Here is a 14,636-nt window from a genome sequence, read left to right on the forward strand (position 1 = left end):
TCACCACTGGAATGCCCGCAACCGGCCCGGCCAGGCATTTTCGGCTAAGAGTCCAATCGAACAAATTTAGAGCGGTCTCTTAATTGGGTTTTGTGAGAAATACGCTAGTTTCAGGGTTCAGATCATCATTCGGATCAGTCAAAATACCAGCCGGGAAGGAAACCGAGATAGGTCGATCCTTTGTATCAAGGCAAAGCATGTGGTTATTGTCTCCGTCACCCAGATCGGCAAGCGCCGCGGGTGTTAATATGCGCTGAGATCCATCCTCGGACGCTACAGTAATCCTGTACAGATCACGTTCCACATCGCCAGGCTCCTTGCCATTCGCCAGCGTAACGCCACCCGCCCACGTTACCCGAATGGCCTGTACGATGTTGTCACTTGGACAAAGGCTTCCTCTGGTTCGGCGTGGCCCCAAGTTTCCGATCAAAGTCCAATCTTCGACGACCTCGGCAAAGATCATTGACGGCCCGTCTTCCAGTGAAGTCACGGCGACAGTGGCACCGCGAAAATCAAGTGTCCCATCGATGGAATAAAGGTGTCCAATGACCTCGACTGCAACCGGTGGATCCTCGGAAACACTTCCAAAATTCCCGATGAGAAGCACCGTACGCAGTTCACCGGGATCGGTAGCGGGCAACACTGACGCGCAGTGCATTGTTCCGATCTGGCCAGACTTTGTTACGACTCTGAAGTCACCTGCCTGCAAAGTTTCCAGATCTAATTCGGTTGAAAAGATAACGGGCATCCCGTCTTTGCCCCTGGAACCTCTGCAAATAAGATTTGCTACGCGGGGCAACGCCTCGAGCCCGTGGAAAGCAGAAAACAACTCGGCATCTTGTTTTCCAGCTGAACTCGGCAATCCGAGGTTTGGGGTTGTATCTTCAAGTTCTCGACTTGAAACATCCTGCGCGCATAAAGCCGTTCCCGACAAGACAAATGCAGTGGCAGGTGCAAGCAATCTGATCGCTTGGCTCCATTTCCTAAACTGCTTCAGCAATTAGGTTTTTCTCCATATTTGGTCCGCGTTGCTGCGGGCTTTCGAGCTGTTGCGTGTTGGAGTTTTACAAACGCACGCAAACAGGTTTGGTCTGACTTGCCGTTATGCGGTTGACAACAACGCATCAGAAAGCTCGTTTTCCGAAAGGGCCCCTAGTGCACCTATTGCAACAAGCCTTGTTTCAGGTTTTCGGTGGCCCCATGCGCCATCCCTTGCGATGTCCATGCGCTTTCCGACAACCTGTACAAGAATGCGATGATCTGGGTCCTCCTCGCTAAAAACAAAACCCTTGAGGCGATAGACATCGCCCGGAAGCTTTCGAATTGCACTCCGAAGAGAAGATAAGCTTATCGGGCGTTCAGCCTTCATCATCGTTGTTGAGAAGCTGTCCGAGTGATCAGAGTGGTGGCAACCACAATCGGGCCCATGTTCATGATGATCGGGTATTTCTGTTTCGAGCTGTTCGGCGGCAAAGCGACCAACTGAAAGAAGTATATCCAGTGGGACATCTGCGTTGACGGCTTCGACGAGGCGATATCGACGAAAGCGAGACCCGAGCCAATCGTGCACCCTTTGAACAGCCGCCCTGTCGACGAGGTCGACCTTGTTCAAAATAACCATGTCCGAGAACGCAATTTGACGGAGTTTTAGTTCCATTTGTTCTGGTGCAGCAAAAAGTTGTTCCGCATCGACAAGACACATAAGGCTGTCTAAGCGGATCATGTCCCGAAACTTTTGATCAGTAAATGTCATCGCGATTGATGATGGATCCGACACTCCACTTGCTTCAAGGACGATATATTCCGGTTTCTCAGGCCGGGCGAGAACGGCTTCCACGGTTTCGATCAGGTCATCTCGTATCGAGCAGCACACGCAGCCGTTTGCCAGACTCATAACATCATCTTCCAAGCCAACTACGAGATCAGCATCGACATTAATGGATCCAAAATCATTCACCAGGACTGCCACACGTAGTCCGTGATTGCCGGTGAGGATGCGGTTCAGAAGTGTTGTTTTACCGGCTCCTAGAAAGCCGGTAAGGATCGTTACGGGGATCGCAGAAGTCGAACCAAATTCAATCATTGTTCGATCTCCTCTCAGTCTTCATCACTCGAGCCGATTACATCCGAAACTTTGATGGTAAAGTCCTGCGGCCAGTCCCCGCCGGGTGCTCGGAAAACGTCAGTTGGGTAGTATTCGCGTGGATCGATCTCCATATCACGGTACTTCTGGTCTTGTTGATCTGCTCGCGTAAGCCTCGGATTCGGCAGTGTTATTTCATCCGGAAGCTCAATGCGCCCAGCCTCGGCTGCCGCAGCAAGTTCACGAAATGGTGGGACAGTACCGGATTTTCCGGGCAGTGCGGCTTTCCTGTACCAAATCGCATCCTTGGTCACGTTCACAACGGCTACATCGAGACCCCATTGGAAAAGACCGTCGTAGTGGGCGCGAATACCAGCCAGCATTTCAGCGTCGATGTCTTCGTCCTGGGTATAGTGTGTGACCATTCCCAAACGCGGCCTTGTGTCAGCAAAGAGTTTACCTACGGCATAGTGGGAGGTGTGATGCGTATCGATAGTGTAGTTAAAGAGATCCTGTGGGATACCGTATTTGTAGGTCATCAACTGGCCAATATCTTGTCCCGACATTTCGGTTACAAAGACATCAACGCCTTCGCCGTATTTCCGTGAGAGCTCATCCGGACGACCATCGCCGGTCCATACAAAGCTCAGACCGTTCCAATCGAGCCGATACCCAACTGCTCCGTCCTTGGCATGACTGCGCGGCCAAGACCGAACAGTCACACCGTCTTCGTCATAAACGATGCCACCTTCCTGGCGGAAATCGAATTCATTGACTTCGATCTCGTAGCCGTCCCCAATCGGGAACACATCAAAGGCCTCTAGATGCCATTTGAGCATCTGTTGCATGCCTTCAACCATTCCAGCTGTGCCAAGTTCGGGTGTCCGACCAGAGGGACCATGGATGCGTAGTGGCGTGTAACCACCCGACCAGGCACGGAATGGGTATATATAGGGAATATCGGCGTAGTGGTCGACATGAAGGTGAGAGATGAAGATGTCGTTGATCAGCTGCCCCGGCACTTGCATAGCAATGATATTGCGTACACAACCGGATCCAAAATCGAAGAAGAACCTTTTTCCGTTACCCAGCTCGACCATAATACAGGTGCCCGCTTGATCTTCGCGCGGCGGATATGGTGTTGAGCCACAGAATGAGATTCGCATCTCATCTGGCCCCAACTCCTCACTCAGTGGAAAATAGTTCGCGTTTGAACCAGTCATGTACTTCGTAGGACGGAAGTACTCCGGCAAAGATATGCCGCCTGCGGGTCGACCACCATATGGGTTTTTGAGTGTTTCTCCTAGAGGGCCGTCTCCTTCGTGGGCCTCGGCACTTCCTGCCGCAAACCCAGCTGCCCCTGTCGCAGCCGCTCCAGTAGCCAAGCCCCTTAGAACACTCCGCCGCGACGGGTCTTCAATTTGGTCTGACGCCTGAGCCTGTTTGTCGTCCTGGTCTTTTCTATTGTCTTCCTTGGTCATGGATTGGTCCTCAGTTAAAAGTATCTCACAGTTTGCGCTTCAATATCCGGCGAAGCTCGTTGATGAGTTCAGATTTGATGTGGGCCCATTCGGCGCGCTCTGAGGCCGTGATCGATGCGTCTTTCGAAAACGCAGATGCTTTCTTCAGGTCTTCGATGACCTCGCCGAGAAGCGAGTCCGTTTCGATGCGCCTCGACAGCACATCGGAAAGTTCTGGAATTTCTTCAATCAGGTCCACCGTCACTGGAAAATCCGGACACCCACTATCTATTCTCAAATCAAGATGAGTGCGGTTGACCGCAAAGGCCAAGTGAGTCACCGTGAGTTGGGGGTGAGTTGACATTGAACAAATCCAACGAATTGCCAATAAATCAACATGTTGGACAGCCTTCTCCGGAGCTTATCCGGGAAGCTCTGAGTCGAATTGTATCGAGCGACGGGTTTCAAGCTTCACCCCGACTCACACAATTTCTCACCTACATAGTCGAGGAATCTCTATCTGGTCGAAGCAATCAGATTAGAGGTAAAGCTATCGCTGTTGAGGTCTATGGACGGCGCATCGATGGTACTGGTGGTCAAAACCTGGTTCGCGTTGAGGCTAGGCGACTGCGTCGTCTTTTGCATCAGTTCTACGAAGATCACTGGGACGGCAATGGAGTTCGCATCTTTGTTGACCCCGGCGGATACAAGCCGCGGTTTTCATACGTACCTACAAATGAAGATCGCACATCGAGTGCGTGGGACAGCAGTGAGCCTGAAGAGCGTCGGCGTTCGCTGAAACTGCTGCCAGCCGGACTGGGTGTTCTTGCATTAGTCGCAGTGTTTGGAATCTGGACGAGCCAGGATAACAGGGAGGTTGTGCCAACAACTCGATCCATCGAAGAAGCAGAACGTGTGGCGCTTGGTGAACAATCATTGACAAGACTCCAGGCCGCTAACCTTGCGGACCAAGCCCGAGGCATGTTTTTTCCCGTTTTTGATGTCAAACGTCAGCAAATAGCGCTGGGAATGTTCCAGCACGCGATGGAACTCGACCCGGCCCTGTCTGATGGCTACGCTGGATCAGCGCAGGTCCTGGCGATCCTAGCAGTGTTGTCGCCGGATGAAGCACAAAGGGAGGATCTCTTCAACCAAGCCTCAGAAAAATCTGAACAGGCGTTGAATTTGTCCCCCACCGACGCATGGGCCAATGCCGCAAAAGGTTGGGTCTTGGCTGTCATGGATGAGCCAGGCGAGGCTTTGAAATACGCAAGAATGTCCGTCGAACTGGCACCGAAGGATGGCCATATTCTCGACCTTGCAGGTATCACTGCCATCATGGCGGGCGCCCCAGATCTTGCGGCTGAGGTTAGCGATCCAGAAAGACTCAGGTTAGGTTCAGGCCGCTTTGGCGCACGAAACATCTGGGGTGTATCGCAACTGATGCTCGAAAATTACGAAGGCGTTGTGGACGCCTTTAAAGGAGCGCCCGCAACCGGTGCGCCTGTAAGTGCTCCTTCTCTCCTGTTCCAAGCCGTTGCGCAGGATCAGTTGGGATATACCGAAGAAGCTCAGCGACTTATTTCCGAAATGCGCAAAACGTGGCCGGAGTTTCCATCTGAGTTTCTCGCCGGCAGGATTTTCCAAAATAATGAGGTAACGCGGCAAGCGATACTGGATACTCTGATCAGATATTGAAGAAGCGCGTCGCATGTTTGTCGACGCAAAGTCTGCTTTCCGCGGATTGCTGTCATTGGTGCAACGCGCAGCACCGGCCAAAGTGGGCTCGGTGCGGTCATTCACCGAAATGTCGCGAGCGACCGCTGTGCGGACAAAGCCGTCAGTTGGTAAATTGGGTGGCTTCCCGATTTACTGATATCCGTCTGGGTCGTTGGGGGTGTTCAGTAATGTGCCTTCAAAAGCGTTGAGATCATCGGTCATTTGCAACCAAGACAACCTACTTTGATTGTTAACGTGAAAAGTCGGTTTGAAATCTTCCGGGTTTTCGAGCGATCCAGCATAGAGGTGCATACCACCCGGATAGTGATCGGCTTCAAATCCAATGGGTGACCCACACGTCCCGCAAAAGTGCCTGAAAACGCCTTTGGAACTTTCGTAAGTGCGGGTTTTTTCACCGGTCCACTCAAAGTTCTCTATCGGCACACCAAGCCACGCGACCACCGGCGCCGCACAATTCCGACGGCAATCATCACAGTGGCAATAGCATGCCCATGCTTTATGACCCTGGTAGACCCAGCTTGTTTTTTTACAAAGACAATACCCGCGCGTCGCCATTCGATTTTCCTCCCAACCTCCAACAACATAGGACGCAGGCGAGTTTTTAATATGTACTTAATTGGACGTTTCATCAGCTGAAAACGTCGAAGCTCAGGGTCAATTCGACTCTGCCGCAGACGTTCGGCAGAATTAAGCAAACGTCTGCTGCGCGGACTCGGTGGCAGAAGAAATTTTTTGCACCAAGGTGCAGTGCCCTAAAAGTTAACAAATTAGACCGTTCCTATAAGCCGATGTTTTTCCTATCGTTGGTAAAAATTACGTGTCGGGAGGTCTTAATGAACAAGCTTTTCTTAGTAGCGGGTGCGGTCTGTTTTGCTTTCACTGGAGCTTGGGCCGACGAACATACCCCGCCCAACATTCTTGTCATCATGGCAGATGACGTAGGTTGGGCGAGCGTCGGCGTTTACCACGGAGGTGTCAAAAGCATTGAGACGCCGAACTTGGATCGCCTGTCGTCTGAGGGTGCTCGTCTCACAGATTATTATGCCGAGCCAAGTTGCACCGCCGGTCGATCAGCCTTCATGACCGGACAGTTGCCTATTCGGACTGGTATGCACACCGTTGGACTGCCGGGAGATCCGATAGGTTTAAACCCAGATGACCCAACGCTTCCGATGTTCCTGAAAAAGTTGGGGTACACGACGGGGCAATTCGGAAAAAACCACCTGGGCGATCTCAATGAGTTCCTACCGACTACAAAAGGTTTCGACGAGTATTGGGGTTGGCTCTATCACTTGAATGCTATGGAATATACGTCTGATCCGGATTGGCCAGACGACCCAGAATTCAACGCGCAATTTGCGCCTCGCAACATTATTCATTCATTTGCAACAGAGGAAGTAGACGAAACAGTCGACCCGCGATTTGGAAAAGTCGGGAAGCAGCGCATCATTGATGACGGGCCTGCGCCTCCTGAGCGCCAAAAGACTTTGGATGACGAAGTGACATCTTACACGAAGGACTTCATTTCTCGTGCAGTAGAATCGGACACTCCATTTTTTGTCTGGATGGCTCCAGCCCGTGCACACGTCTGGACCCACCTCAGCCCCGAATACGAAGCTATGTTGGGCAATGGGCGCGGACTTCAGGATGTTGTCATGAAGGAGTTGGACAACAACGTTGGTAACGTTCTCAGCCACCTTGAGGATCTGGGAGTCGCCGATAATACCATAGTGATGTTCACCGCAGACAATGGCCCGGAAACACTGACGTGGCCTGATGGTGGTACGACACCGTTTCATGGGGAAAAGGGTACTACTTGGGAAGGTGGCTTTAGAGTTCCTGCGATTATTCGCTGGCCGGGCAAAATTCCAGAAGGTCAAGTCTTGAATGGCATCTTCAGCGGAATGGACTGGATGCCAACATTTGTAGCAGCGGCTGGAGGTCCGACAGATCTAAGAGAAAAGCTCCTAGAGGGATATGAAGGCTATAAAGTGCATCTCGATGGCTACAATCAACTATCTTACCTGACGGGTGAGGATGAAGAGAGCAATCGCCGCGAGCTGATTTACTATCAGGGTACGGACCTCCAAGCAATACGCTACAACGATTGGAAAGCGCACTTTGTCGTTCAAAACCACGGCTGGTCAGGCCCGAAGGAAGAACTGGTCGCCCCCTTGCTTTTCAACCTCCGCCGCGATCCCTACGAAAAAGCTGCGGAGGAAAGCGGTATGTACGTCCGCTGGATGGGTGAGAAAATGTGGGCATTCGGCCCAGCCGCCCGTTTAGTGCAGGCACATCTCGCTACTTTCGAGGAGTTCCCTCCGCGCGGGAAGCCGGTCGCCAATCAAGACCATGTTCAAGAACAAACATCAACCGAAGGCGGCATCTCTCAGTAGAGGAAGCGAGGCAACCAATACGCCTTTCCCTCCGCAGCGTGGGCATCCGGCTCGGATCATCGGATGCCCAAAATAACCGACTACGAATTTCGCAAAAAGCGAAACCTCTACGCGAAGGAGTCCTCCATGAGTGCCAGATTTGTCCTTCTGCTTGCTGCTGTCGGCCTCGTGCCAATTGCGTTATCATATGGCCTGATGCCGGGTAGTTCGATCCCAGTTTTACTGGGATTTCCAGTGGAAGGAACGAACCAAACCCACGTGTTCCGAGCGATTATGGGTCTTTACCTGGCAAACGCGTTGTTTTGGTTGGTGGCCGCTTCGAAACCAGAATTACAACGCCCTGCGCTGTGGGTTCTATTTTTGTTTATGTCAGGACTAGCCGTTGGACGCATACTAAGTATTCTCATCGATGGAGTTCCGAACGGGATACTTCTCTTTTACCTTGCGGCCGAGGTAGCTTTTGCGGCTCTGGCGGCGGTTTCCCTGAAAAAAGTACGATGAAATGGGAAGCGGTAAAATGGTGAGGTTTGGCTTTGTTCTCTCGATGATTGCAACTTTATTAGTTTCGGCATCCGCTTTTGCACAATCTTCATCTGTCCAGAAAGCCGTGGACGAAAACTTCTTAGAGCTTGAGACTGCCGTTGCCGAAGGGGGAGCTACTCCAATCGCATCAATAGATCATTCGCGTCTGGCCAAAGCCGAAGGCGTAGAAATGCCAGCGTCTCGTGTACTCATTTTCTCTGATCCAGAGATAAACACGCCTATTCTGGAAGAGAACGTACGAGCAGGTTTGGACCTTCCTTTTCGCGTGCTTTCCTTCGATCAGGATGGTAGCCCACAGAACGCTTACACAGACTCTCAGTTTCTCAAAGCCCGGCATGGACTCACGGACGCTTCTTCGTTGCGTGAGTTTCAGAGCAAGGTGCTTGAAGTTCTAAACGACTTGGATGCAACACCAGCGCCTACCAACGGGTTGTTTGCCGACTACGGGATCATCGAGCTGCGATCTCAGCTCAGCGTACCAGAGGCAGTCGAACGTCTCAGGACAGCCGTGATGGGGCAGGACGATACTGTCTGGTTTGGGGAGATCGATTTTGCGGCCGAAGCGTCCCAACTAGGGGCGGAACTACCGGATGCAGTTCTCTTACTGTTTGGCGGACCAGCACCCGGTGGCGTGGCTATGGCGGGCTTTCCGGCAATTGGTTTGGATGCCTTTTGCCAAAAACTATTGATTTACGCGAATGAAGAAGGCGGCTCCGTTGTCATTTTCAATGACATCGCTGCCTTGGCGGAGTTGCACTACGGTTCTTCGGCCGAACCTCATCACGGTTTGAACAAACGGCTTACCGAAACATTTCGCACGGCAATTGAGTAGCTTCTGTTTCGAAAACACAATAGAAGCCCGATACCGACTGGCCATCTTTTGGTCGTCCGCGTTGGGCTCGAAGTGGTCGCTCGCAGAGTTTGGGCGAATTTCTGCTCTGTGGGACAAAGCGGACCTTACGGGGATGTCGTAACTAACGCACGTGACCTAAAGGCTGGTAGAACGGGTTGGCCGGCTTGGTAAGCTCTGGAGCGGCAAGCTACGTCACCCTTTGAATTGCAAGAACTTTCTACAATAGCTCGTGTTCTCTAAAACCAAGCTTCTACGGTTGATTTTTTGACTCAACTCTTTGACTCAGTCATTCTTCTCCAGGGGGGGAACGCGATATGAATGGCGCTGACCAGAAAAGCCAAGCAGACAGGTACGAAGAAGGTATAGCGCTTCTGGATGTTGGTGTCGGCATATTCGATGACGCACTCCGACTGGTTTACTGCAACCCCGCATTTCGCGAGATGCGACGCTATCCACAAGAGCTCTGCCGCCGTGGTGTTAGTCTAGAAGATTTGCTGCATTTCAACGCCGAACGCGGAGATTTTGGCGCGGGCAAAACTGATCGGCTAGTGGCCGATCGAATGGATGAGATTGGTGCCTCTGGTGAGCGCGCGCTCGAGCATGAGATGGCAGACGGGCAGATTCTAGCGATCAGCTATCGCAGAACGGCCTCGGGAGGAACGATGGTCACCTATCAGGACCGCACCGCCGAACGAAAAGCAGAAAGAGCATTGCGAGAAAGTGAGGAGCGCTACGCGCTTGTTTCAGACGCTGCGGAAGAGGCAATCTACGATTGGCACATTACCGACGACCAGTTTTATGCGTCCCCACGACTTGAGACTTTCCTAGGGCTTGAGACCGGTCCTAAGGGAGAGAGAACGTGGGTATGGCAAGACATTATTCATCCCGACGATTTGCCCTCTTACTTGTCAGCGTTGGAGGCGCATATATCCGGCAAGAAGAAACGATGGGAATGTGAGTACCGACTCAAAGTAGCCAGCGGAAAGTGGCGCTGGGTATCGGATCACGGCACCTCGATTCGCGATACTAACGGCTACGCGACGCGTATGGTTGCCGCAATTCGGGACATTACACCCAAGATTGAACGGGATGCAGCCCTTGCCGCAAGTGAGGAAAGATACCAGTTGGTCACTCAAGCTACCAGCGATGGAATTTATGATTGGGACGTGACCAATGATGTTCTGTTTGTCTCTGCTGACCTGAACGATCTACTCAGTTTGGACGAGGCCAATTCGTCTTCGACACGATGGGCCGAGCAGATCCATCCGGATGATTACGACGCTTATGTCAAGGCAATCATTAACCATTTCAAGGGCGGGACTGATGCCGTTGAATGTGACTACCGGCAGAGGGCGCGTGATGGCGGTTACCGTTGGGTTCACGACCGAGGCGTTGGTGTGCGAAACGCCGAAGGCCGGGTCGTTCGGCTTGTCGGTGCCGTGCGCGACATAACTGAAATCCGGGATGCACGGGAACGAATTGCCCGAATTGAAGGTCGGCTACTCGGAGCAATTGAAACGATCGCCGATGGTTTGCTTTTGGTGGGACCTGAAAATCGCGTCGAGTTATTCAACGACCGCTACGTCCAGATCTTCAGCGACGCCGCTGGCGGCGCCGATTTGAGCAACCTTATTTATGAGGGCCGCGAATTCTTCGACATGATCCGCAACGGCTATGAGCTTGGGATGTTTACCGAACATCCAGACGGCGTTGACGGTTGGATCGCTGCCCGCCGCGTCGCTTGGGAGAAGCCAAAGGCGAACTGGGAACTAGAGTTGGGCAACGGTGTGTGGATCATGCTCAACGAACGTCGCCTGCCTGATGGTGGCCGCATCATGGTTTACAACGACATAACCGAATTCAAACGCAGGGAGGCAGATGCGCAGGCCGCACGGCAGCGGTTTGAAGACGCAATTGAAGCGATTTCGTCTGGTTTTGCATTGTGGGATGCCGAGGATCGGCTAGTTGTGTGTAACGAGCGCTACCGCACCTACATGAACGAACTCGCCGACAAGGTCGTACCCGGCGTGAAATTCAAAGAGATCATCGGTGCCGGCATCAAGCGCGGCCTATTTCCACTTTCCGAAGGAGAAGTAGAAGGGTATCTTGAGAGAATTGCCGAAAAACGCAAGAAAGCCTCGGGCGAACCACGCGAACAGCTAGTCGCCGGGTACTGGCTGCAGATTACGGATCACCGCACTTCGGATGGTGGCATCGTCTCGATCTATACCGACATTACCGAACTGAAGACCAAACAGCTGGAGATCGAACAACAATCAGCGATCCTCGAGTTAACAATGGAGAACATGGGCCAGGGGATTACGCTGGTGGATAAAGAGCTGCGCACAATTGCGTTGAATTCGAAATTTCTTGACCTCATGGAGTTTCCTCGCGAACGCTTTCGCCCCGGATTCACAATGGAAGAGGCATTTCGGTTCAATGCTGAACGAGGGGAATATGGGCCGGGCGACATTGATACCCAAGTGCGCGAGCGGGTGGAACTGGCCGCAAAATTCTTACCGCACAAATTTGAGCGTATTCGTCCTGATGGTACGGTGATTGAGATTATCGGCAACCCTATCCAAGGTGGCGGCCTAGTTGCAACTTACACTGACATTACGGACCGCAAACTCGCTGACGAAGCACTGAAAGCGGCACTGGCAGAATTTAACGCGGTCATCGATCACGTCGACTATGGAATTCTGTTCATGGGACCGGATTTACGTGCGCGTATAATAAATCGGGCATTTGCGCGAATTTGGAACATCGATCAGAAATTCATCGACCAGCGCCCAACTATGCAGGAGCTGATAGAGTACAACAAGGGCACAGGAGTCTATGATGTCGCGCCGAAGGACTGGGATGACTGGCTGTCCATGCGGGTCGAGGCAATACGGGCAGGAAACATGCCACCGGGCGAGTTGTGTCGGGCTGATGGCATGACGTTGAGTTTCCAATGCGTGGACCTGCCGGATGGCGGTCGCATGCTGACCTATTTCGATATCACCGAACTAAAACGGCGTGAAGCGGAGATTTCCAACGCGCGTGATGCGGCTGAGCAAGCCCTCAACGATCTGCGGCAAGCCCAAGAACGGCTCATCCAGTCCGAGAAGATGGCCAGCCTAGGCCAACTTACTGCCGGCATTGCCCACGAGATCAAGAACCCGCTGAATTTCGTCAACAACTTTGCCAAATTGTCTGGCGAGTTGTTGGAAGAATTACACGAGATATTAGAAGACCCGATCGCGGCTCTGGAGGAAGAGGATCGCGAGGAAGCTAAGGACCTATGGCAGACAGTACGCGGCAACTTAGGCAAGATAAACCAACACGGTCAACGTGCTGACAGCATCGTTAAAAACATGCTTCTGCATTCCCGTGAGGGGCCGAGCGAGTTGCAACGTGTTGCACTAAACCCGATCGCAGAAGAAGCGCTGAACCTTGCCTATCACGGTGCTCGGGCGGAGGATTCCAGTTTCAATGTCGAAATACGAGCCGACATTGATCCCGACGTTGGCCAAATCGATTGCTATCCGCAGGATTTGATGCGTGTTTTTCTTAATCTCATCAGCAACGGCATGTATGCGGCCAACAAACGTAAAGACGCGGAAGAAGGTGACTTTTCACCGACGATCTGGCTATCGACGCGAGCCAATGGTGACCGCGTCAACGTCACTATTCGCGATAATGGTACGGGCATTCCAGAAGAAATGAGGGAGAAAATTTTTCTACCGTTTTACACCACAAAACCCGCGGGTGAAGGCACAGGGCTCGGCCTTTCGTTGAGCTATGATACCATCGTCAAGCAGCATGGTGGAACTTTGACTGTGGACAGTAAGCCAGGGGATCACACGATTTTTGTCGTTTCGGTCCCGGTCCATTCTCAGGGGGACCCAGCATGACAGGACAAATTCTGATGGTAGATGACGAACCCGACGCACAGGACCTAATTCGACAAAATTTTCGGCGGGAGATACGAAAAGGAGTCTACAGTTTTGGGTTTGCCGGGTCTGGCGAGTCCGCCTTGGACGCAATAAGTCATTCGACAGAAGAAGTGATGTTGGTGCTTTCGGACATCAACATGCCCGGCATGTCAGGAATCGAGCTTTTGCAGGAACTGCGCGCTCGCTGGCCTGAATTACCGGTTATGATGATCACCGCCTATGGTGATGCAGCGACCGAGGCGAAAGTCCGGGAACTGGGAGCGGAACAGCTCCTGACCAAGCCCGTCGATTTTGTTGAACTGAAAGAGCGGCTCTCACGATTTGTCGGAGATGCGACGTGACGCCGCCACGCATTCTAGTTGTCGATGACGAGCCCGACCTTGAAGCGTTGATTTCGCAAAAGTTTCGGCGTCGCGTACGCAAAGGGGAACTCGATCTATTGTTTGCTCATGACGGCAAACACGCCCTCGAAGTTCTCGAAAAGAACCCTAAAATAGATATCGTCCTTTCCGACATAAACATGCCCAGGATGGATGGTCTCACTTTGCTTGAGCGGTTGAGCGAGATGGAAACTGATCTGCAAACTGTTATGGTTTCGGCCTACGGCGACATGAACAATATCCGCGCGGCTATGAACCGCGGGGCTTTCGATTTCGTGACCAAACCGATTGAGTTCGAAGATCTCGACCGGACCATTGCCAAGACGCTGGAACACCTTGAGTTGCTCCGCCAATTGCGCACGGCCCGTGATAATGCCGAGCAAGCGAGATTGACGCTGTCACGGTATTTCTCTCCTACGGTGGTTGAGACGTTGTCGCGTGATCCAGAGGCAATAGAGGCCAAGGGCGAGCGCCGCGTAGCAACCTTTCTATTTACTGATCTGGCCGATTTCACTCAGCTGGTAGAAAGCTCGGATTCCGACCTGATCGTCGAAATTCTCAACGAATACCTAGATGGCATGACCCGAACAATCTTTTCGCACGGCGGAACAGTCATGAAAATCATAGGCGACGCCATCCAAGTAATATTCGGTGCGCCAGTTGACGACCCGGAACATGCCGCGCACGCGGTGGCCTGCGCCTTGGCGCTCGACGAATTTGCCCAAGGTTTTCAGAAGAAACTACTGGATCGCGGCATCGCGTTGGGAGACACGCGCATAGGTGTGAACAGCGGCGGTGCGATTATTGGCAATTTCGGCGGCAAGAGCTATTTCGACTATACAGCGTATGGCGATGCTGTGAACACTGCGGCAAGGCTGGAACAGGCTAACAAGACGATAGGGACGCGCATCTGCACTTCGGAAAGTGTTGCCAAGGGGATCGTCAACTTTTCTGGCCGCCCAATTGGAAGACTCTTGCTGAAAGGCAAAACGCAAGCGGTGACCTGCTATGAACCCTTGTCAGAGGCGCTTGTCGACAGCGATCAAGTGAGAGATTACAAGGCGGCGTATGAGCTGCTAGAGGCGAGTGACCCCAAAGCGCGCCAATCCTTTGCGGCGCTTTTGGTCGAGTGCGAAGACGACCCCTTGATCTTGTTTCACCTTGGTCGATTGCTGGCCGGCGAAACTGGTGCAGACATTGAAGCAGTGGGTTGATCGCCAGACCTGTCCCAACGTCATTA

At 52.4% G+C, this 14,636-nt stretch carries 12 protein-coding genes; 7 read left to right on the plus strand and 5 right to left on the minus strand.

Going from position 1 to position 14,636, the window contains the following annotated elements; translation table 11 throughout:
- Window positions 1-79: 79 nt before the first annotated feature.
- The 4 genes from GOW40_RS13255 to GOW40_RS13270 all read right to left on the minus strand — a co-directional run bounded on the left by GOW40_RS13255 (window position 80) and on the right by GOW40_RS13270 (window position 3,802).
- On the minus strand, window positions 80-1,000 hold the full coding sequence (locus GOW40_RS13255) for a hypothetical protein (protein WP_171130726.1): 921 nt from the start codon (window positions 998-1,000) through the stop codon (window positions 80-82).
- Between the two features lie 102 nt (window positions 1,001-1,102).
- On the minus strand, window positions 1,103-2,083 hold the full coding sequence (locus tag GOW40_RS13260; RefSeq protein ID WP_171130728.1) for a GTP-binding protein: 981 nt from the start codon (window positions 2,081-2,083) through the stop codon (window positions 1,103-1,105).
- A 14-nt stretch (window positions 2,084-2,097) separates the two neighbouring features.
- Window positions 2,098-3,564, minus strand: coding sequence for a guanitoxin biosynthesis MBL fold metallo-hydrolase GntH (gene gntH, locus GOW40_RS13265; protein WP_217352309.1), 1,467 nt, complete (start codon window positions 3,562-3,564; stop codon window positions 2,098-2,100).
- 25 nt (window positions 3,565-3,589) lie between these two features.
- Window positions 3,590-3,802 (minus strand): hypothetical protein, encoded by a 213-nt coding sequence (locus tag GOW40_RS13270; protein ID WP_171231045.1) that lies wholly within the window; start codon window positions 3,800-3,802, stop codon window positions 3,590-3,592.
- Window positions 3,803-3,900: 98 nt separating this feature from the next.
- On the opposite strand from GOW40_RS13270, the gene GOW40_RS13275 reads away from it, so the two are divergent.
- A complete protein-coding gene (locus GOW40_RS13275; RefSeq protein ID WP_171231046.1) occupies window positions 3,901-5,241 on the plus strand; it encodes a hypothetical protein in 1,341 nt (446 codons plus the stop codon).
- Between the two features lie 171 nt (window positions 5,242-5,412).
- Here the strand turns inward: GOW40_RS13275 and GOW40_RS13280 are convergent, their stop codons facing one another.
- Window positions 5,413-5,838, minus strand: a complete 426-nt coding sequence (locus GOW40_RS13280; RefSeq protein ID WP_171130734.1) for a GFA family protein — start codon at window positions 5,836-5,838, stop codon at window positions 5,413-5,415.
- A 278-nt stretch (window positions 5,839-6,116) separates the two neighbouring features.
- Here GOW40_RS13280 and GOW40_RS13285 point away from each other — a divergent pair, with 278 nt between their 5' ends.
- The 6 genes from GOW40_RS13285 to GOW40_RS22455 all read left to right on the plus strand — a co-directional run bounded on the left by GOW40_RS13285 (window position 6,117) and on the right by GOW40_RS22455 (window position 14,610).
- Complete coding sequence (locus GOW40_RS13285; RefSeq protein WP_171130736.1) at window positions 6,117-7,679, plus strand: arylsulfatase; 1,563 nt, start codon at window positions 6,117-6,119, stop codon at window positions 7,677-7,679.
- Window positions 7,680-7,805: 126 nt separating this feature from the next.
- The gene (locus GOW40_RS13290) at window positions 7,806-8,180 is read left to right on the plus strand and encodes a DUF4345 domain-containing protein (RefSeq protein ID WP_171130739.1); all 375 of its coding nucleotides are present in this window, start codon (window positions 7,806-7,808) and stop codon (window positions 8,178-8,180) included.
- Between the two features lie 16 nt (window positions 8,181-8,196).
- Window positions 8,197-9,054 carry a DUF302 domain-containing protein gene (locus tag GOW40_RS13295; protein ID WP_171130741.1) on the plus strand — a complete coding sequence of 286 codons (858 nt, stop codon included), beginning with the start codon at window positions 8,197-8,199 and terminating at the stop codon, window positions 9,052-9,054.
- Window positions 9,055-9,389: 335 nt separating this feature from the next.
- Window positions 9,390-12,974, plus strand: coding sequence for a PAS-domain containing protein (locus GOW40_RS13300; protein WP_171231047.1), 3,585 nt, complete (start codon window positions 9,390-9,392; stop codon window positions 12,972-12,974).
- The gene (locus GOW40_RS13305) at window positions 12,971-13,357 is read left to right on the plus strand and encodes a response regulator (protein ID WP_171130745.1); all 387 of its coding nucleotides are present in this window, start codon (window positions 12,971-12,973) and stop codon (window positions 13,355-13,357) included. Before GOW40_RS13300 ends, GOW40_RS13305 begins: the two co-directional genes overlap by 4 nt.
- Window positions 13,354-14,610 carry a response regulator gene (locus GOW40_RS22455; protein ID WP_171130747.1) on the plus strand — a complete coding sequence of 419 codons (1,257 nt, stop codon included), beginning with the start codon at window positions 13,354-13,356 and terminating at the stop codon, window positions 14,608-14,610. The genes GOW40_RS13305 and GOW40_RS22455 overlap by 4 nt, the downstream gene beginning before the upstream one ends.
- Window positions 14,611-14,636 lie beyond the last annotated feature (26 nt).

The sequence above is a fragment of the Ruegeria sp. HKCCA6707 genome, assembly GCF_013033515.1.
Taxonomy (GTDB): domain Bacteria; phylum Pseudomonadota; class Alphaproteobacteria; order Rhodobacterales; family Rhodobacteraceae; genus Ruegeria.